This is a genomic window from Leifsonia sp. Root4, from assembly GCF_001425085.1.
Lineage (GTDB): Bacteria > Actinomycetota > Actinomycetes > Actinomycetales > Microbacteriaceae > Microterricola.
Map to the genome: position 1 here is coordinate 620,349 of NZ_LMDN01000001.1, position 19,484 is coordinate 639,832.

17 protein-coding genes are annotated in these 19,484 nt (G+C 68.7%); 9 read left to right on the forward strand and 8 right to left on the reverse strand.

Features of this window, described 5'->3' with window-relative positions; all coding sequences use genetic code 11:
* Nucleotides 1-9: 9 nt before the first annotated feature.
* Nucleotides 10-1,263: an extracellular solute-binding protein gene (locus ASC66_RS02915; protein ID WP_055834411.1), complete on the reverse strand. Its 1,254-nt coding sequence runs from the start codon at nt 1,261-1,263 to the stop codon at nt 10-12.
* 370 nt (nt 1,264-1,633) lie between these two features.
* Here ASC66_RS02915 and ASC66_RS02920 point away from each other — a divergent pair, with 370 nt between their 5' ends.
* From ASC66_RS02920 to ASC66_RS02950, 7 genes are all read left to right on the forward strand, one after another.
* Nucleotides 1,634-2,536: an SIS domain-containing protein gene (locus ASC66_RS02920; protein WP_055834412.1), complete on the forward strand. Its 903-nt coding sequence runs from the start codon at nt 1,634-1,636 to the stop codon at nt 2,534-2,536.
* Nucleotides 2,533-3,501, forward strand: a complete 969-nt coding sequence (locus ASC66_RS02925; protein ID WP_235496642.1) for an ROK family protein — start codon at nt 2,533-2,535, stop codon at nt 3,499-3,501. Before ASC66_RS02920 ends, ASC66_RS02925 begins: the two co-directional genes overlap by 4 nt.
* Nucleotides 3,498-4,502, forward strand: coding sequence for a 1-phosphofructokinase family hexose kinase (locus ASC66_RS02930; protein WP_055834415.1), 1,005 nt, complete (start codon nt 3,498-3,500; stop codon nt 4,500-4,502). The genes ASC66_RS02925 and ASC66_RS02930 overlap by 4 nt, the downstream gene beginning before the upstream one ends.
* Nucleotides 4,499-5,368: a class II fructose-bisphosphate aldolase gene (locus tag ASC66_RS02935; RefSeq protein WP_055834418.1), complete on the forward strand. Its 870-nt coding sequence runs from the start codon at nt 4,499-4,501 to the stop codon at nt 5,366-5,368. The genes ASC66_RS02930 and ASC66_RS02935 overlap by 4 nt, the downstream gene beginning before the upstream one ends.
* The gene (locus tag ASC66_RS02940) at nt 5,365-6,153 is read left to right on the forward strand and encodes a DeoR/GlpR family DNA-binding transcription regulator (protein ID WP_055834422.1); all 789 of its coding nucleotides are present in this window, start codon (nt 5,365-5,367) and stop codon (nt 6,151-6,153) included. Before ASC66_RS02935 ends, ASC66_RS02940 begins: the two co-directional genes overlap by 4 nt.
* Nucleotides 6,150-7,310: an N-acetylglucosamine-6-phosphate deacetylase gene (gene nagA / locus ASC66_RS02945; protein WP_055834425.1), complete on the forward strand. Its 1,161-nt coding sequence runs from the start codon at nt 6,150-6,152 to the stop codon at nt 7,308-7,310. Before ASC66_RS02940 ends, nagA begins: the two co-directional genes overlap by 4 nt.
* Before the next feature lie 328 nt (nt 7,311-7,638).
* Nucleotides 7,639-10,107: a sigma-70 family RNA polymerase sigma factor gene (locus ASC66_RS02950; RefSeq protein WP_162243465.1), complete on the forward strand. Its 2,469-nt coding sequence runs from the start codon at nt 7,639-7,641 to the stop codon at nt 10,105-10,107.
* A gap of 7 nt (nt 10,108-10,114) precedes the next feature.
* Here the strand turns inward: ASC66_RS02950 and ASC66_RS02955 are convergent, their stop codons facing one another.
* Complete coding sequence (locus ASC66_RS02955) at nt 10,115-11,326, reverse strand: MFS transporter (RefSeq protein ID WP_055834431.1); 1,212 nt, start codon at nt 11,324-11,326, stop codon at nt 10,115-10,117.
* A 238-nt stretch (nt 11,327-11,564) separates the two neighbouring features.
* On the opposite strand from ASC66_RS02955, the gene purU reads away from it, so the two are divergent.
* Both purU and ASC66_RS02965 read left to right on the forward strand, forming a co-directional pair.
* The gene (gene purU / locus ASC66_RS02960) at nt 11,565-12,446 is read left to right on the forward strand and encodes a formyltetrahydrofolate deformylase (protein ID WP_055834434.1); all 882 of its coding nucleotides are present in this window, start codon (nt 11,565-11,567) and stop codon (nt 12,444-12,446) included.
* Nucleotides 12,447-12,462: 16 nt separating this feature from the next.
* Entirely contained in the window at nt 12,463-12,852 is a 390-nt protein-coding gene (locus ASC66_RS02965; protein WP_082491970.1) for a YrdB family protein, read from the forward strand.
* A 71-nt stretch (nt 12,853-12,923) separates the two neighbouring features.
* Here the strand turns inward: ASC66_RS02965 and nagB are convergent, their stop codons facing one another.
* From nagB to ASC66_RS02995, 6 genes are all read right to left on the reverse strand, one after another.
* Nucleotides 12,924-13,709 (reverse strand): glucosamine-6-phosphate deaminase, encoded by a 786-nt coding sequence (nagB, locus tag ASC66_RS02970; RefSeq protein ID WP_055834437.1) that lies wholly within the window; start codon nt 13,707-13,709, stop codon nt 12,924-12,926.
* Entirely contained in the window at nt 13,709-14,623 is a 915-nt protein-coding gene (locus tag ASC66_RS02975; protein ID WP_055834440.1) for an ROK family protein, read from the reverse strand. Before ASC66_RS02975 ends, nagB begins: the two co-directional genes overlap by 1 nt.
* Complete coding sequence (gene nagZ, locus ASC66_RS02980) at nt 14,620-16,158, reverse strand: beta-N-acetylhexosaminidase (RefSeq protein ID WP_055834443.1); 1,539 nt, start codon at nt 16,156-16,158, stop codon at nt 14,620-14,622. Before nagZ ends, ASC66_RS02975 begins: the two co-directional genes overlap by 4 nt.
* Entirely contained in the window at nt 16,155-17,078 is a 924-nt protein-coding gene (locus ASC66_RS02985) for a carbohydrate ABC transporter permease (protein WP_055834446.1), read from the reverse strand. Before ASC66_RS02985 ends, nagZ begins: the two co-directional genes overlap by 4 nt.
* Entirely contained in the window at nt 17,075-18,031 is a 957-nt protein-coding gene (locus tag ASC66_RS02990; protein ID WP_055834449.1) for a carbohydrate ABC transporter permease, read from the reverse strand. The genes ASC66_RS02985 and ASC66_RS02990 overlap by 4 nt, the downstream gene beginning before the upstream one ends.
* A 125-nt stretch (nt 18,032-18,156) precedes the next feature.
* Nucleotides 18,157-19,461, reverse strand: a complete 1,305-nt coding sequence (locus tag ASC66_RS02995) for an extracellular solute-binding protein (protein ID WP_055834451.1) — start codon at nt 19,459-19,461, stop codon at nt 18,157-18,159.
* Nucleotides 19,462-19,484 lie beyond the last annotated feature (23 nt).

Consider the following 19,484-nt stretch of genomic DNA (forward strand, 5'->3'; position numbering starts at 1 on the left):
TTCTGTCGGTTATCCGGCGTCGGACTGAGCCTGGATCTCCTGGAGAACCGTTGCGGCGTCCTTGCCCTGCGCGAGCTGGCCGAAGAGCGCCTTGAACGCGGCGTCGGTTGCCGACCAGTTGGGGTTCGTGCTCGGGTAGAACTGTGCGGCGGGCAGAGCGTCGAGGAAGGGCTTGAGCGCCTCTTCGCCGTTCAGCGCCTCTGCACCGGACTTGGTGGTGGGCAGGAAGCCCTCGGTCTGCACCCACGGCACGTAGACATCAGGCGAGAAGTAGTAGTCGAAGAACTTCGTGATCGCTTCCTGCTTCTTGCCGTCGTTCTTGAACGCCATCAGGTGGTCGGCGACTCCGACGGTCAGCGCGCTGCCGTCCTGGGTCGGGATCGGGGCGATCGTGTAGTTCAGATCGGGGTTGCCGTCTGCGATCTGTCCGACTGTCGGCGGGAGACCGACCTGCATGCCGATCTTGCCCTGGATGAAGATGTCCATCAGCGGGCTGCGGTCGGTCGATCCGGCGTCGGCCTGGGTCGCGCCCTCGGTGACCATCTTCTGGATGAACTCGGCGCCGACAAGGTTCTCGGGGGTGTCGATCGTGATCTCGTCCGCGTCACCGAAGGTGCCGCCGCCGCCCCAGAGCCACACCGCGGCCTCGGCCTGCGCCTCTTCTGAGCCCAGCGGCATGCCGTAGCCGGCGACGCCATTGCCGAGAGCCGAGATCTTCTTGGCCGACTCGAGGAGCTCGTCCCAGGTGGTCGGGATCGTCGCACCGGCCTGCTCGAGCAGGTCGTTGTTGACGAAGAGCGCGCGTGCCGATGCGATCAGCGGGAGGCCGTATGCCGTGCCGTCGACCGATGCGTTCTTGATGAAGGTGTCCTGAAAGTCGGAGTAGGTGTCGGGCGAGACGACCTCTTCCGTCGTGTACAGCAGCTCATCGGCGGCGAAACCGGCGAACGGCCCGCCGTTGTAGATGTCGGGCGCCTGGCCGCCGGAGACCTTGGTGGTGATGACGGAGTCCAGGTTGTCCCACGACTGGACCTCGAGCTTCACGTCGATGTCGGGGTTCGCCTCTTCGAAGCCGGCGATGACGTCTTCCCAGAGGCCCTGGGTGTTGTCGGAGTAGCTGGGGACGAGCAGGTTGAGCGTCGTGCCGGAGCCGCTGCTGTCACCGCCATCGTTCGAACCGCCGCCGAATCCGCAGGATGCGAGCGTCATGGTTGCCAGTGCCGCAGTGGCGACCATGGCCCCGACGCGCAGAGTCTTCTTCATAGTGCTTCCTCACTCTTGTTGGGATGCTCTGCCGCCGAAGGACCCTCACGCGACAGTGCGTTTCGCCGGAAACATTGGATCGAGCGTGCTCGTCTGATGTTTCGTGACTGTTTCATCCTGTAAACAATCAAGACCGTTCACTGGGTGATCGAAATCATTACTCGCAATGGCCGCCCCGTCAACACCTCTCCAGAATCGTTACCGGGTGTTTATAAACCGTCCTTACAAATCAGCTTTCTGGAAGGAAACCTGTATTTCGAGCGTTGAACTGATCACTTGACAGCGGATAGAGTCAGAAGTAATCATTTTGAGTGTCATCGTGAGCATTTCGTCGAGGCGGCTGCTCAGGCGCAACCTTCGAGGAGATCCCATGCCCCAGAGCACCCCCGCACCCACCGAACACATGGCTCTCGAGCTGGCGTCGCAGCCCGAGGTCTGGGCACGCGCCGCCGCTCTCACCGCCGAGCAGGCGCTGCTCCCCGCCGCCGGCCAGAAGGTGGCCATCGTCGGATGTGGAACCTCGTGGTTCATGGCGCAGGCATACTCCGAGCTGCGCGAGCGGGCCGGTCTCGGCCTGACCGATGCCTACGCGGCATCCGAGGCCTTCGTCGACCGCGACTACGACGCGATCATCGCCCTCACCCGCTCCGGAACCACCACGGAGGTGCTCGAACTGGTGAACGCCCAACGCGGCAAGAAGCGCATCATCGGCATCGTCGGCGACGTCAACTCGCCGTTCGTCGACAACGTCGATGACCTGGTGAAGCTGCCATTCGCCGACGAGCAGTCGGTCGTGCAGACCCGCTTCGCCACGACGGCACTCGCATTCCTGCGCGCATCGCTCGGCGAGAACCTCGACGCAGCGATCAACGATGCACAGACCGCCGTCGAGGCCGAGCTCGACGAGGAGCTCCTCACCGCCGAGCAGTACAGCTTCCTCGGCCGCGGCTGGACGGTCGGCCTCGCCCACGAGGCCGGCCTGAAGATGCGCGAGGCCTCGCAGTCCTGGACCGAGTCCTACCCCGCCATGGAGTACCGCCACGGCCCGATCGCGATCGCCGCCCCCGGCCGTGTCACCTGGATGTTCGGCGAGGCCCCTGCCGGCTTGGCCGCGGATGTCGCCCGCACCGGCGCGCGCTTCGAGAACAGCTCGCTCGACCCGCTGGCCGACCTCATCCGTGCGCAGCGCGTCTCGCTCGAGCGCGCCCGCGCCAAGGGCCTGAACGCCGACCAGCCGCGCAACCTCACGCGATCTGTCATTCTGGGCGCGTGATCACACTGAACTCCCCTCTCCCCCTCGGACACGGCGACGCCGTGCTCGCCTTCGACGTCGGCGGCACCGACATGAAGTCGGCGCTGTTCGCGGGCGACGGCACGATGCTCGGCCTCACGCGCACGCCGACGCCGCTCGCCGGCGCCGAGACGCCGCAGGCCGTTGTCGCGGTCGCGCGTGAGATCGCGGCCGGTTACGCCGCACGCTTCCCCGAGGTGACGCCGCGCGCGGCCGGCATCCTCGTGCCGGGACTCGTCGACGACGAGAACGGGATCGGGGTGTTCTCCAGCAATCTCGGATGGCGCGACGCGCCATTCAGGCAGCTCGGCCAAGACAGCCTCGGCATGCCGGTGGCGTTCAGCCACGACGTACGCGGAGCCGGCGAGGCCGAGTTCCGACTCGGTGCGGCACGCGGGGCACAGGATGCCGCGATTCTCGTGATCGGCACCGGCATCGCCGGCGCGTTCTTCATCGACGGCAAACCGCACCTCGCCGGCGGCTATGCCGGCGAGATCGGGCACTCGATCGTCATCCCTGACGGCCCGGAGTGCCCGTGCGGCGGCCGCGGCCACCTCGAGATGCTGGCGTCCGCCGGCGCCATCGTGCGCCGCTACGCGGAGCTGAGCGGCGAGACGCTCGACGGCGCCCGCGCCGTGCTGCTGCGCGCCCAGGCCGGCGACACCGCGGCCCAGTCCGTGTGGGACGGGGCCGTCTACGCCCTGGCCCTCGGCATCAGCCAGGTCGTCACGATCATCGCGCCGGAGGTCGTCGTGCTCGGCGGCGGGCTCGCCCAGGCCGGCCCCGCGCTCTTCGACCCGCTCGAGCGCGCTCTCGACGGCATGCTCACCTTCCACCGCCGACCGCGCATCATCGGCGCCCAGATCGGCGAGGACGCCGGGCTCCTCGGTGCCGCGCTGCGGGCGCGCGATCTCTCCGCGACGACTGCGACGGGGCAGAGCGCATGATCCTGACCGTCACCCCGAACGCGGCACTCGACCTCACCTGGTGGGTCGACCGCATCGAGCCCGGCGCAACGCACCGCGTGCCGAGCGGCATGGCACGGGCGGGGGGCAAAAGCCTGAACGTGGCCCGCGTCGCGCACCAACAGGGTGCCGCGGTGCTCGCGATCGCCACGGCGGGCGGAACGACGGGGGCAGAGCTCGACCTCGAGCTGCGCGCGAGCGGCCTGCCGCACGAACTCGTTCCCGTCGCGGCGAGCACCAGGCGCTCCCTGGCCCTCTACGACGCCGGCAACGACGAGACCAGCATCTTCAACGAGTTCGGCGAGAACCACAGCGACGCCGAGTGGCTGCTCCTGCTCGACGCCGTCGACGCTGCGCTCCCCGCCGCCCACTGCCTGGTCGGCTCCGGCAGCCTGCCGCCGGCTTCGCCCGTCCCCGGCGGCGGCTACGACAGCGCCGACTTCTACCCCGAGCTGGTCCGCAGGGCCGCGGCCCGCGGCATCCCGAGCATCATCGACACCTCTGGCACGGCTCTGCTCGCGGCTGCTGACGCCGGTGCGACCGTCCTGAAGCCCAACCGCGACGAACTCATCGCCGCGACGGGCATCGGCGACCCGATCCTGGCGGCACGCTCCCTGATCGCTCGCGGGGCCGGCCTCGTGCTGCTCTCGCTCGGCAGCGCGGGCATGATCGCGGTCGGCGCCGGCGACGAGTACCTCAGCGCCCGCCTGCCCGCACCGCTCGTCGGCAACCCGACGGGCGCCGGTGACGCCGCCGTCGCGGCCGTCGCGAGCTGCTTCGCCGAGGCCGGCAACGGCGGCACCGATCTCAGCAGCACAGATCTCACGAGCACCGAGGCGATTGTGCGCCGTGCGACCGCCTGGTCTGCCGCCGCTGTGCTGATGCCGCTGGCCGGGGAGATCTCTCCGCTGCACGCCGAGCTCGCCGAGCGCCTCATCATCGAGCGCCACACCATCCCGCACGCAACAGAGAGCCGATCATGACACTGACCCCCACTCGCACCCTGATGACGGATGCCGCGGCAGGCGGCACAGGGATCGGCGCGTTCAACGTGATCCACCTCGAAACCGCCGAAGCGCTGGTCGCCGCCGCCGAGCGGGCCGGCCTGCCCGTCATCCTGCAGATCTCGGAGAACTGCGCCCGCTACCACGGTGCGCTCGAACCGATCGCGCTGGCGACGATCGCCATCGCGCGGGCCTCCAGCGCGCCCGTCGCCGTGCACCTGGACCACGCAGAGGACGAGTCGCTCGCCTACGCGGCGATCGAACTCGGCTTCGGCTCGGTGATGTACGACGGCGCGCACCTGCCGTACGCGCAGAACGTCGAGATCACGGCCAAGGTCACCGAGCGCGCCCACGCGGCCGGCGTCTTCGTCGAGGCGGAGCTCGGCAAGGTCGGCGGCAAGGACGGCGCCCACGCGCCCGGCGTGCGCACCGACCCGGCCGAGGCCGTGAGCTTCGTCGCCGCGACGGGCGTTGACGCACTCGCCGTCGCCGTCGGCTCATCGCACGCCATGACGGAACGCTCCGCCAGCCTCGACACCGAACTCATCGCCCAGCTGCACGCCGCGCTCGCCGTCCCGCTCGTGCTGCACGGTTCCTCCGGCGCCTCCGACGCACAGATCCAGTCCGCGATCCGGGCCGGCATGACGAAGATCAACGTGTCCACGCACCTCAACGGCCACTTCACCTCCGCCGTGCGCGAGGCGCTGAGCGCGAACCCCACCCTCGTCGACTCGCGCAAGTACCTTGCGCCCGGGCGCGCCGCGGTCACCGTCGAGGCCGCCAGACTGCTTGAATTGTTCGCGTTGCGCCCGTCGGGCCCAGCAATCGAGGGGGGAACACCGTGAACCGAGCCGAGCGGCTCAATGCCGTGCTCGACCTGCTCGCCGACACCGGCCAGGTCGAGGTCGATGAGATCGTCAGCAAGCTCGCCGTCTCGCCCGCAACGGCCAGGCGCGACCTTGACACCCTCGCGGAGCAACAGCTCCTCACCCGCACCCGTGGCGGCGCGGTCGGCCAGACCGTCGCCTATGACCTCCCGCTGCGCTACAAGCATCAACAAAACGCCGACAGCAAGGTGATGATCGCCCAGTACGCCAGTGCGATGACGCCGCGCGGTGCCGTCGTCGGCCTCTGCGGAGGCACCACGTCGACGGCCATCGCCTCGGCCCTCGGCGCTCGCGCCGATCTGATGGAGGCCGGCCCGCACGCCAACCTCACCGTCGTCACCAACGCGATCAACATCGCCGCCCAGTTGGCGATGCGCCCCCAGATCAAGACCGTCGTCACCGGCGGTGTCGTTCACTCCCGCTCCTATGAACTCGTCGGCGGCTACGCCGACGTCGTGCTGAACAGCATCGCGCTCGACATCGCCTTCATCGGTGTGAACGGGATCGACCCCGTGCTCGGTCCGACAGCGCACGACGAGCGCGAGGCGAACGTCAACCGCCTGATGGCCACGAGGGCGGCCCGCGCGGTCCTCGTCGCCGATTCCAGCAAGATCGGCAAGAAGGCCTTCGCCACGATGGGCGATGCCCGCCTGTTCGGAACACTCATCACCGACACCGGGATCACGGCGGAGCAGCGCGCCGCCTTGACCGAGCACGGATATGACGTGATCATCGCCGAGTGAGTACTGCAACCGTTGTCATCCATTCCGCCCGCCTCGTCTCAGGAGGCAGCGTCACGAACGACGCCTGGGTGGCCTTCTCCGGCCCTCGGATCCTCGCCGTCGGAGGCGCAGACGGCTGGCGCGAGCTGGCGGGAGCCCAGACCGTGCTCACCGACGCCGGCGGCCTCTGGCTGACGCCGGGATTCGTCGACGTCCACTGTCACGGCGCGGGCGGCGCCGCCTTCGATGACGGCGCAGAGGGCATCCGCACCGGCCTCGCCGTGCACCGGGCGCACGGCACCACCCGCTCCGTCATCTCGCTGGTCACGAACACCCGCGACAACCTTCTCGCGAGCCTCACCGGAATCGCCGAGCTGGCCGCGATCGACCCTCTCGTGCTGGGCTCCCACCTCGAGGGCCCATTCCTCGACAGCGAGTTCAAGGGCGCGCACAACGAGCGTCTGCTGCGCCGAGCGGATGCCGACGAGCTCGACGCCATGCTCGATGCCGCAGACGGCACACTCCGTCAGATCACGCTGGCACCGGAGCTGCCGGGGGCGACCGCCGCGATCGGGCGTTTCGTCGACGCCGGCGTGGCCGTTGCCGTCGGGCACACCGCGGCCGACTACGAACAGAGCCGTGCCGCCTTCGATGCCGGCGCCAGCATCCTCACGCATGCCTTCAACGGCATGCGCGGCATCCACCACCGCGCACCCGGCCCGGTTGCGGCCGCCACGCACACGCCAGGGGTGACACTCGAGGTGATCAACGACGGCACCCACGTGCACCCAGAGGTCGTGCGCATGGCCTTCGCATCGGCCCCCGGCCGCATCGCCCTCATCACCGACGCGATGGCCGCGACCGGTTCGGCCGACGGCGAATACCTGCTCGGGGCGCTCGCCGTCGACGTGCAGGGCGGCGTCGCCCGCCTGGTCGACGGCGGCTCGATCGCCGGCTCAACGCTCACGCTCGACGACGCCGTCCGCCGCGCGGTCACCGAGGTCGGGATCGACATGGCGACGGCAATCGAGGCCGTCACCGCGGTGCCGGCCCGTGCGATCGGGCGCGGTGCCGACCTCGGCGGCCTCGCCGTCGGCTTCGCGGCCGACGCGGTCATCATGCGCGACGATTTCACCGTTGCCGCGGTCTGGGCGAACGGCGCTCCCGTCACCGTCTGATCGCGGCGGAGGGACGCCGGGCTCACTGTCCCGGCGCCCCGACCCCCGCGGCCACGCCGAAGCGTCGCCGTCCCCCGTGCGCGAGCACTGCTCGAGCACGCTTTTTCCCTTGAGTCGAGGGGGATTCGCTTCGGGTGCGCATCCCTCTCACCGGGAGAGAGCGCAGATCACCGAGATCATGACGCCGATTCACAGGAGTTTCTGACAAGCAACACCCGAACGGCGCGTTAGCGTGGAGATTCTGAGAATTGTCGTGTTTCTCGCGTCATAGATGGCACCGCGTTGCGTCTCTCAACGTAAGCATGTTTCCGGACTTACCCCCTGCTGCATGCCGACACCCCTCGACCCGACGACGAAGGCCAAGAGACAGCCCGTGACAGACCTCAGCTCCACAGAAGGCGGTGGCGCGACGCCACCCGTTGCGACGAGCTCGGACTCGCAACTCGTCGAGCGCTGTAAGCACGGGGACTCCCCCGCATTCGCCGAGCTGTGGAAAAGACACGCGGCAGCAGGGCGAACGGTCGCGCGGTCGTTCACCTCCAGCCTCGATCCCGACGATCTCGTCGCCGAGTCGTTCACGCGCATCTATCAGCTGCTGCAGAAGGGCCGCGGCCCGACCGCGGCGTTCCGGCCGTATCTGTTCACGACGATCCGCAACACCGCTGCGAGCTGGGGCCGGGCCAGGCGCGAGACGTCCATCGACACCCTGGAGAGCTTCGAGGATCCGAACAGCGGTGAGGCGGCCGGGCTGCTCGCCCTCGACCGCAGCCTCACCGCGACGGCGTTCCGCACCCTTCCGACGCGCTGGCAGGAGGTGCTCTGGTACAGCGAGGTCGAGTCGATGACGCCCGCCCAGATCGCGCCGCTGCTCGGGATGACGCCCAACGGCGTCTCCGCGCTCAGCTATCGGGCCAGGGAGGGGTTGCGGCAGGCGTGGATCGGCGCGCACCTCAACGCCGTCTCTGCCGACGAGGACTGCCGGTGGAGTATCGAACGCCTCGGCGGTTACACGCGCGGCAACCTCTCACAGCGCGAGACGACACGGCTCGAGAAGCACCTGGACGACTGCGCCAGGTGCACCATCGCGGCGTCGGAGGCCAGGGACGTCGGTTCCAGACTTGCACTCGTGCTGTTGCCCCTCACGGCCGGCATCGGCGGGGCCGCCGCGTACACGTACTGGTTGCAGACCGGCGGACCGACAAGCCAGCTCGCCGGCGCGGTCGTTGCGATGCCGGCAAGCATCACGAGCGGTTTCGGTGGCGGCACCGCGACGGGCAGCGGAGCGGGCACGAGCGGCGGAGGATCAGCGGTTGCGGGCGGAACGGTCGCCGGCATCCTGGGCGCCCTCGCCGTCGCGGCGGGGGTGATCGCCGCCGTGACCGTCGGACCCGGTCTGTTCGGCTCGCTGGACGCAGCGCCTCCGGTCGCCGTAGCGGAAGCCGAGGCGGCGGCCCCCGGCGACGTGGCCACGCCACCGTCGCCGCCGCCGACACCGGTGGCGAGCGCTCTCCCCGCTCCGCTCCCCCTGGTTCCCGAGCGCATCGAGGCGGACACCGCGCTGCCCTCCCCCGTCGCATCGGCGACTCCAACGGCAACGCCGGCTCCACGTCCGACGCCGACTCCAACGCCGGGCCCGAGCGCTCCACCGGTGATCCCCGCGGTCCCGGCAGCACCGCGGCTTGACCCCGTCGACACCGGGAGTTCGACCTTGTTCCCGCTGCTCTCCGGCGCAGCGGAGCCGGGCGCGACCGTTGAGCTGACGATCAGCCGCGATGGACAGGGCCCAGCCGGCCCTGTGGCAGCGGTGACCGCGGACGCGGCAACGGGTGCGTGGTCTGTTGCGGTCAGCCGCCTGGGCGACGGTGCAGAGCTCGTGCCGGGCGCGCACACGGTGACGGCACGCCAGATTGCCGGAGGCGCGACGTCCGACGCGAGCACGGCGCGCAGCTTCACTCTCTCGGCGCCGACGCTGACGGCCCCGCTCGCCGGTTCAGAACACCGCGAAGACCAGCTCCCGACACTGGAATTCGCGGGGGCCCCCGGCACCGCGCTCGAGTTCAGTCTCGATGGCGGCTCCGGCTGGGTTGGCGAGACACTCGACGCCGACGGCCGCGCGGCCTCCGCTCTCTCCGATCTCCCGACCGGTGTGGCCACCGTGGCTGCGCGTTACACCGGCAGCGACGGCCGTCACGGACCGGCGTCCGCCAGCTCGTTCAGCGTGAGCGCCGCGCCCACGGCCCCGAGCGCTCCCGGCTTCACCGTCGACACCGCAGACGGCCGGTACTTCCCGGTCATCGCGGGAACAGATGCGGTCCCGGGGGCGGACATCGACGTGCTCGTCGACGGCGTCTCCCGCGCCGCCGCGACCGCGGATTCCGACGGGCACTGGTCGCTGACCGTCACCGAACTCGTGGCCGACACACCCTATGGCGTCGCCGTCACCCAGAGCGTCGGCGGGCTCAGCTCCGAGACGAGTGCCGTCACCGAGTTCGCGCTGCGCTCCCCCGAGATCGCCTCACCATCGGATGGCGCCGGAATCCCATTGTCGACCGATGTCGTGCTCCTGGCCAGAGGTGTACCCGGCGCCGTCATCACCGTCGCGCTCGCCACCTCCAGGGACGGCGTCCCGTTCGCCACCGACACACGGGCCATTGCCGTCGACGCCGCGGGAGAGGCGACGACGAGCTTTGACTACCGGGATCGCAATTATTGGGATACCGGTACCCTCAGCGTCCACTACAGCGATGGGACGAGGGTGGGACCCGTGGCGAGCGTCTCGCTGGTGCGCGCTTTCTGACCCTCTGTCAGTCGGTGTGCGGGTGCACGTGGGGGCGCCGTGCCGTGATGACGACGATCAGGAATGACAGCGCGAGGATGCCGACGAACACCCACGGCAGTGCCTGCAGTCCGAGGGTGTTGTACAGCGCGGCACCGAGCAGCGCACCGCCGCCGATGCCGAGGTTGAATGCCGTCGTGTAGAACGCCGCGGCGGCATCGCGGATGCGGGCGGAAGCGCTGTGCAACAGGCGCGTGTTCAGCAGCGGCGGCAGCGCACCGAACGCAATACCCCAGAAGAAGAAGGCGCCGATCGCGAGCACGGGGACCGCGCTGAACGCGGCGAGCGCTGCGACACCGATCCCGACGCCGGCGAAGGCGATCAACAGGCCGAGCGTCGGCCGCCGGCCGAGAACCGTGCCGGCCAGAACCAGGCCGACGGCGCCGGCGATTCCGTAGCCGAAGAGCAGCGGGCCGAGCTGTGCCGCATCCGCACCGACGACATCGGTCAGGTATGGCGCGATGTACGTGTACACGGCGTATTGGCCGATCATCACGACGCCGGTGATCACACAGACCACGATCACCGCGATCATGGTCGGGTCGCGGCGCACGGAGACGTGCTCCGTTCCCTCTGCCGGCGCGTGCCGGTGCTGCACCCCCGGCAGCAACCGCCAGACGAGCAGCGCACCGATGAGCGTGAGCGCTGCGATGCCGGCGAAGGCGATCCGCCAGCCGAAGGCGTGGCCGAGGGCCGTGCCGAGCGGCACTCCGAGCACGAAGGCGAGCGACCCTCCGGCCGTGGTGATGGCCACGGCGCGGGCGAGCTGCTCCTTCGGAACCAGATGGCCGGCGTAGGCCCCGACGATCGACCAGAACAGTCCGTGCGCCGCGCCGCCGAGCACACGGGTTGCCACCATGAATTCGTAGCTCGGTGCGATCGCGGTGAGCACGCTGGAGAACGCCAGGATGACGAGCACGCCCACGAGCAGCGGCTGCCTCGGCAGGCGACGGGTCAGGGCCATGAGTGGGGCGCTGGAGAGGACGACGGTGAACGCGAAGACGCTCACGAGCAATCCGACCTGGGGTTCGCTGACCCCCAGTTCCTCGCTGATATCGGGCAGCAGGCCCATCGGCAGCATCTCGATCGTGATCGAGAGGAACACCGCGACGGCGAGTGTGAGGAGTCCGACCCACGGGAATACCGGGGCGGTGGGACGAGAGGTGGTGTGTGCAGTCATTCGTGAGTACCCATGAATGGCGTTCCCCGCCCGTCTTCGGCTGTTGAGAATCTCGACTGTTGAGAATCTCGGCTGTCGAGAATCTCAGCTGTCCAGGATCGCAGCGCCCGCAGAGGCAGACACGAGGGGCGGGTCGACTACGCGCTGTTGTGCGCGCCCAGGGCCGTGCGCGCTCGCACGACCGGGTTCAGCCTAGCAGCGGCATCCGCGCCCGCACCTTTCCAACTAATCTGGGCAGATGGAGTTTGACGCCGCACTCACACCCCCGGCCACGCAGCACCACTGGGTGCTCACGCTGATCTGTGTCGACGGACCGGGAATCGTGCACGCCATCAGCGGCGCCGTCGTCGCGGCCGGCGGCAACATCACCGAGAGCCAGCAGTTCACGAGCCACGACACCGGGCGCTTCTTCATGCGGCTGCAGATCGAGACGCACGCGGCCCGTGATGAGCTCGAGGCGGCCCTCGCGCCCGTCGTGCAGACGTACTCCATGGAGTGGCGCCTCGACGTCGTCGGGCGCCCGCTCCGCACGCTCGTTCTCGCATCGACCGCCGCGCACTGCGTCAACGATCTGCTGTTCCGCCAGCGTGCCGGCCAGTTGCCCGTGCACATCCCCCTCGTGCTCTCCAACCACGGGAGCCTCCGCGATCTGGCCGGCTTCTACGGCGTGCCGTTCGAGTCCCTCCCCGTCGTGGATGCCGCAAGCAAGGCGGCTTTCGAGGCGCGCATCCTGCGCGCGGTCGAGGAACACGACATCGAGCTCGTGGTGCTGGCCCGCTACATGCAGATCCTCTCCCCTGAGCTCTGCGCGGCACTCGCCGGCCGCGCGATCAACATCCACCACAGCTTCCTGCCCGGCTTCAAGGGCGCGAACCCCTACAAGCAGGCGCACGCCCGCGGCGTCAAGCTCATCGGAGCGACCGCCCACTTCGTCACGAGCGATCTCGACGAGGGGCCGATCATCGAGCAGAACGTCGTGCGCGTCGACCACTCGCGCAGTGCCTCGGAGCTCGTCGCGATCGGGCAGGACGAGGAGAGCCGCACGCTCACGCAGGCCGTCAAGTGGTTCGCGGAGGACCGGGTGCTGCTGGACGGCGCCCGCACGATCATCTTCCGCTAGCACGTAGGCTTGAGACGTGACTGAAACGCCTGGAACCTCCCGCCCGACCGCCAGCGACGCCGCAACACGCGCGCCGCGCGTCAGCCCGAACGACATCATCCGCTTCCTGCTGGAGATCGTCGCCGTCGTGTCGCTCGCGATCTGGGGGTTCACCATGTGGCCGATGCCGTGGCCCGGAATCGCTTTCGGGATCGGCGCGCCGCTGCTGGCGATCCTGCTCTGGGCGCTCTTCCTCTCACCCAAGGCCGTGTTCCAGCTCGACGCCTTCGGGCGCGCGCTGATCGAGATCGTCGTGATGGGCTCCGTCGCCTTCGCCTGGTGGAGCATGGAGCAGCCCTACATCGCCGCGGCCTTCGCACTCGTGGCGACGGTCAGCGGCGTGATCAACGGCCGCAGCCGGATCTGACGCTCAGACTTTCAGAAGCCCCGCACCTCATGGAGGTGCGGGGCTTCTTGTATCTGCGGTCTGGATGCGGTCTAGATCACTTCCCAGTCGAAACGGGTGTCCCACGACTGCCGGTAGTAGTCGGCGAAGGCGAGCTTGGACGCGGCGGCCTCGTCGACGATCACGGTCGCGTGGGCGTGCAGCTGGATGACGGAGCCGGGCTGGCTCGAGGTGACCGCGCCCTCGACGGCGGCGGCGACGGCATCCGCCTTGGCCTCGCCGAAGGCCAGCAGCACGAGGTGCTCTGCGCGCAGGATCGTGCCGAGGCCCTGCGTGATGCAGTGCGTTGGCACGTCGTCGATCGAATCGAAGAAGCGGGCATTGTCGATGCGGGTCTGCTCGGTGAGCGTCTTGGTGCGGGTGAGCGAGGCGAGCGATGAGCCTGGTTCGTTGAAGCCGATGTGGCCGGTGCGGCCGATGCCGAGAATCTGGAGGTCGACGCCCCCTGCCGCCCGAATCGCGGCTTCGTACTCGTCGCCTGCGTGCTGGATGCCGTCGAGTCGGCCGTTCGGCACGTGCACGAGCGACGGGGTGAGCCCGAGGGGCTCGACGACCTCACGGGTGATGACGGAGCGGTAGCTCTCCGGGTGCTCGACCGGGATGCCGACGTACTCGTCGAGGGCGAAGCCGCGCACCGCACTGAGGTCGAGGTTCTCTGCCTTCACCGTGCGAGCGAGGGCCTGGTAGGTGCCCAGCGGGGTCGAGCCGGTTGCGACGCCGAGCACGGCGTCCGGCTTGCGGGCAACGAGCCGCAGGATCGCCTCTGCAGCCAGCTCGCCGGCGGCGGCCGCATCCTTGACGATGATGATCTCTGCCATTACTTCACTCCTACTAGTGCCGCGCCAAACGCAGCGGCCGGAAAACCGATGGGAATGAGCTGCACGCGGTCGGAGAGCCGCAGGGAGGCCAGGAACGGGGAGCTCAGAGACCAGTCTGCCAGTACACCGCGAACGCCGTGAATCAGTGGCTCCCCCAGGGCGCTCAATCCACCGCCGATCACGACGCGGTCGACGTCGACCGTGAGCACGAGCATGCGCACCCCGGCGGCGACTCCCTCGAAGAATGTCCGCTGCACGGCGACTGCTTCCGCATCGCCGGCCGCGGCGCGTTCGAACAGTTCGACGGCGGGAAGCGCGGCGTCGCTCGGCCACATGCGGGCGATGGCCGAGCCGGATGCGACCGTCTCCAGGCAGCCGCGCTGGCCGCAGCCGCAGAGCGCGCCGCTCGGGTCGACGGGCAGGTGACCGATCTCGCCGGCCGCCCCGCTGACGCCACGAAGCAGAACGCCGTTCTGCACGATTCCGGCTGCGAGGCCCGTGCCGAGGTTCAGATAGGCCATGCTCGAGCCGTCGCTCAGCCCCGAAGCGATGCTCGTCAGGTGGTGCGCACCGAGCGCGGCCGCCTTGACGTCGTTCTCGACGTGCACGGGCACGCCCATTCGCCGACCGAGTTCCGCGCCCAGCGCCAGCTCGGAGACGCCGAGATTGACGGCGTGCGAGACGATGCCGCTCGCACTGTCGACGGCGCCGGGGATGCCGACGCCGATCGAGCGCAGTGAGGACACCGTGAGGCCGGAGCGCGCTGCCAACAGCCGCACGCTCGTCTCCGCGCTGTGCAGCACCGCGCGGCCGCCGAATCCGGTCGAGCGTTTCACGACCTCGCCGAAGGTTCCGTCATCCGACACCGCGATGGCAGCCGTCTTGGTGCCACCGATGTCAATGCCGATCCTCACGCCCGGCGCTCCTGCCGATTCTCCGCATTCAGCAGGGCGAGCAACGCACGGCCGAGCAGACGGGAGGCCCCGAAGGTCGCGATGTCGGCATAGGCGCGATCATCCGACGGCCAGCCGGCGTCGATGACGAGCACCTCGGGGTTCTCAGCGCGCAGGGTGTCGATCGCCGCCGTCGCGAAGCCATGCCGGTGGTTGTCCTTGCCGATGACCAGCACCGGGCCGGTGAGCGCCGGAATCGTCGGTGCTGCGGCCGAGATGCCGATGACATTCGGCTCGAGCCAGGCCGGGTCGGCCGCGACCGTTCCCTCCGCGATCTCGGCGAACGGCCCCCACGGTGCGACGCCGACGGCGATGTTCGCCACCGTGTCGATGCGCACGACGGTCTGCGCCCGCGTTCCGGCGCCCAGCCAGCGCGCGGCACGCTCTGAGATCGAGAAGGTGTCGATCACGCGGTCGGTGGCGAGGATCGGGTCGGTGGCGGTGTCGACGGCATCCGGTACCGGGATGCTCGCCTCGAGGGCGGCGGATTCCTCTGCCAGACGGATGACGCGGCCGGCGGCATCAGCGATCCGCTCGGCGCCGAGCCTCCCGGAACCGATCGCGGCCAGAACGGCCGCCTCGATCTCGTCCATCTGCGCGTCGCTGTTCTCCGTGCCGATGCAGAGCAGATCGCAGCCGGCGATGAGAGCCCGGACTGCGGCCTCGGCGATGCCGTGGACCCCGCTGGCACCCTTCATGTCCAGGGCGTCGGACACGATGACTCCGTCGAAGCCGAGTTCGGTGCGCAGCAGCCCCTGCAGGATGTCGGCCGAGAAGGTCGCAGGCTGATTGGGATCGACCTGGGGCAACAGGATGTGCGAGCTCATGATCGTGCGTGCACCGGCGGCGACCGCGGCACGGAACGGAACGAGTTCGCGCTCGCGCAGCTCGTCGATGCTGCGCTCGATCACGGGCAGCGAGAGGTGAGAGTCGACGGCGGTGTCTCCGTGCCCAGGGAAGTGCTTGGCGCTGACGGCGACACCGGTCTGCTGGTGTCCGCGGATCCACGCCGCGGCGTGCGCGGCGACCCGCTCGGGCTCGACGCCGAAGCTCCGCACACCGATGACGGGGTTGTCGGAGTTGGAGTTGATGTCGATCGACGGCGCGAAGTTGAGGTTGCAGCCGGAGCGGCGCAGCTCCCACCCGACGAGCCTGCCGATGTTCTCGGTGTGTTCGAGGTCGTCGCCGCGGCCGAGCACCGCTGCCCCTGGATAGGGCGAACCGATGTCGTAGTAGAGCCGGGTGACGTCGCCACCCTCCTCGTCGATGGCGATGATCGCGTGCGGGTTCGCGGCGCGGATGGCGGCGGTCAACTCGCGCAGCTGCCTGCCTGATTCGATGTTCATGCCGAAGAGGCAGACACCGCCGAGGCCGTCGCGCAGCCGCGCGGCGAGCCACTCGGGGAGCACGGTTCCGACGAATCCGGGCAGCAAGGTAGTGGAGACCCGGCGGCGCAGTTCGGCCTGCGTGGCCCGGTCGTTGGCGAGCAGAGTCATCCCTTGACCGCCCCGCTGACGAGCCCGCTGGTCATGCGGCCCTGCACAATGAGGAAGAACACGATCACGGGCACGGCGACGAGAGTCGACGCGGCCATGACCTGGCCCCAGTCGGTCTCGCGGGTGGCGCTGGCCTGAATGAAGCCGCGCAGCCAGAGCGGCAGCGTCTGCATCGCCTCGGCCGGCAACAGCACGAGCGCGACGGTGAACTCGTTCCACGCCTGCAGGAACGCGAAGACGCCGGACGCGACGAGGCCTGGAGCCAGCAGCGGGAAGGTGATCCGCATGAAGGCCTGAGTACGGCTGAGGCCATCGACCATGGCGGCTTCTTCGAGGTCGGCCGGGATGCCGGCGACGAAGCCGCGCAGCATCCAGATCGTGAATGGCACGACGGCGGCCGTGTAGATGACGCTCAGGCCGATGATCGAGTTCAACAGGCCGACGCTGGCGACCATCTTGTACTGGGCGATGAACAGGCCCTCGGCCGGCAGCATCTGCACGATGAGCACGGCGAGCACGAAGCTCTTGCGACCCTTGAACCGGAAGCGGCTGATCGCCACCGCGGCCAGGAAGGCGAAGAGCAGGCAGCAGAACACCGCGATCAGGGTGACCGAGAGGCTGATCCCGAGAGCCGAGAAGAAGGTGCCGTCCTCGAGGGTGTTCGCGTAGTTGTTCAGCGAGCCGTTGACCGGGAAGAAGGTCGGGATGAATGACTGCAGGGTGCGGTTGGGCAGCAGCGAGGAGTTGATCATCCAGTAGACCGGGAACACCCAGCCGATGGCGACGGCGATCGCGAGGGCCGAATAGATCACGCGGCTGAGGCGGAGCGGCGGGCGGGTGCGCAGCTTGGCGCTGCGTCCGGAGGGACGCTTCTCGGCCGGCGGTACCGGGATCTGTGCCGGGGTGGTTGCTGTGGTCATGACTGTTCGTCCTCCTTGAGCAGGCTGCGCACGTAGTACCAGCTGATCGCGACGGTGAGCACGAGTACGAAGATGGAGACGGCCGAGGCCATCCCGAAGTCCTGCGAGCCGGCCCCGAGCTTGTAGATGTAGGTGCCGAGCAGATCGAACTCCGAGGCGCGGGAGCCGGCATCCTGCAGCATGGTGATCTGGGTGAAGACGCGCAGATCCCAGATCAGCTGCAGCAGCAGCACGATCGCGATGACGGGGCGGATCATCGGCATGATGATGAAGCGCAGGCGCTGCCAGGGGGTCGCACCGTCGAGCTGGGCGGCTTCGAGCACCTCGTCGGAGACCTGGGTGAGGCCGGCGTAGACCGAGAATGCGACGAAGGGCACCGACATCCAGATGACGATGATGCTCGCGACCATGAAGAAGGTGAGGGGGTGCTCGAGCCAGGCGAAGCGGTTCATGTCGACGCCGGGGATCATGTCGAGCAGGTAGTTCACGACACCGCGGCGGCGGTCGAACAGCCAGATCCACACCGTCATCGCGGCGACGACCGGCATGGCCCATGCCAGCAGGAGCGAGACCTGCAGGGTCAGACGGACAGCCTTGCCGACGGCGGTCATCAGCACAGCGAGCAGCAGGCCGATGGCGAGCGTGAGGAACGCGGTGATCGCCATGAAGAGCAGCGAGCGCACGACGACGCCCCACATGTCCGGGTTCGTGGCCAGATCAAGGTAGTTGGCGAGCCCGACGAACTCGGCCGGCTGGCCGAACTGCTGCTTCAGGCCGAACTCCTGGAAGGAGGTGACGATCTGCCAGACGAGCGGGTAGCCCATTCCGATGAGGAGGATGACAACGGCTGGGATGAGGAGGAAATACGGGGCGGGAACGCGGCGCCGGGGTGGGGCGGGCGATGGATTCTGCTTCGCGGCCTGTTCCGGAGCGGTGGCGACGGTTGAGCTCATGGTCTCATCCTCCTTTCAATGCGAGTTCGATGCGAGTGCGTGGTCTCAGGGGAAGGGGCCGCGGGTGGTGTTCCCGCGGCCCCCTTGTTGCTGTCGTGCTGTAGTGCTGTGGTGCTGCGCTCCGACTAGTTGAGGAGCGCGGTGATCTTCTCGTCGTATTCGGCGGAGAGCGCCTTGATGTCGCCACCGGCCGTCACCTTGCCGAAGAACTCCTCGAGCAGTGCTGCACCCTCGACTGCAGCCCAGCCGGGAGCGGCGGGGGTCAGCTTGGAGGAGGCGGCCGACTCGATCAGCGCGGCGGCGAACTGGTCTTCACCGAGTGCAGAGGCGTAGTCCAGGTTTGCCGGGCCGAGGCCGTTCTCGCCGAGGAGCGTCTGGTACTCCGGGGAGAAGACGATCTTCAGCAGCTCGCGCGAGCCTGCCTGGTTCTTGCTGGCCGCCGAGATGGCGATGTTCGAGCCACCGGCGAAGACGGGGGCTGCGCCACCGTCGACGCCCGGGAGCACGAAGGTACCGAAGACATCGTCGTTCCAGGTCGCGACCGTCTTGGTTGCATCGTCGGGGTCGGCGCTCAGGTCACCGATCGACCAGTGGGCCCAGCCCGGAGCGATGATGGTCGCGGCCTCGGGAACGCCCGTCGCCTCGTTGTTGTTGATGTTGACCCACGGCGTGCTGTCGAACTCCGTGGCCGGGGCGAGGGATGCGCCCGCGAAGAGCTCGGCGAACTGGGTGATGCCCTTCTGGGTGTTGGCGGAGGAGAGGGTGGAGACCCACTGGTCGCCGTCCTTCTCTGCGAGCTCACCGTCGTTGGCGAAGATCCAGGAGATCGCGTTGCGCCAGTCGGAGCCACCGATGTAGAAACCGGACTGGCTGTCGGTGCGGAGCGCCTTCACGGTCTCGTCGAACTCGGCGAGGGTGGTCGGAACCTGCTTGCCGGCTGCCGCCCAGATGTCCTTGCGGTAGAAGTTGTACCGCGAGCCGAAGTAGTACGGCAGGGCGTAGTTGGCGCCGTCGACCGCGCCGACCTCGACGAAGGACTGGATCAGCTTGTCGCCGCCGAGCTCCTCGACCATGTCGCTGACGTCGCTGAACGCACCGACATTGGTGAACGTCGGCGACCAGGTGTTGCCGATCTCGACGACGTCGGGGGTGTTCTCAGCGTCGGGAAGCGAGGTGGTGAGCTTGGCGAGTGCGTCGCCCCAGCCCTGCTCCTCGATCGTGAGGGTGCCGCCGGTGGCATCCTTGTACTCGGTCTTGAGGTAGTCGCGCAGTGCGTCGGGTGTGTCGCCACCCATCAGCCACAGCGTGATGTCCTGCCCGTCGGCAGAGCCGCCGTCGTTACCGCCTTCGTTGCCGGTGGTTGCGCTGCAACCAGCAAGAACGAGTGCCGCTGCGGTGGCCAGTGCGAGGCCTGCATACCTTCTCTTCATTGCGGATTCCTTACTCTTGGTTG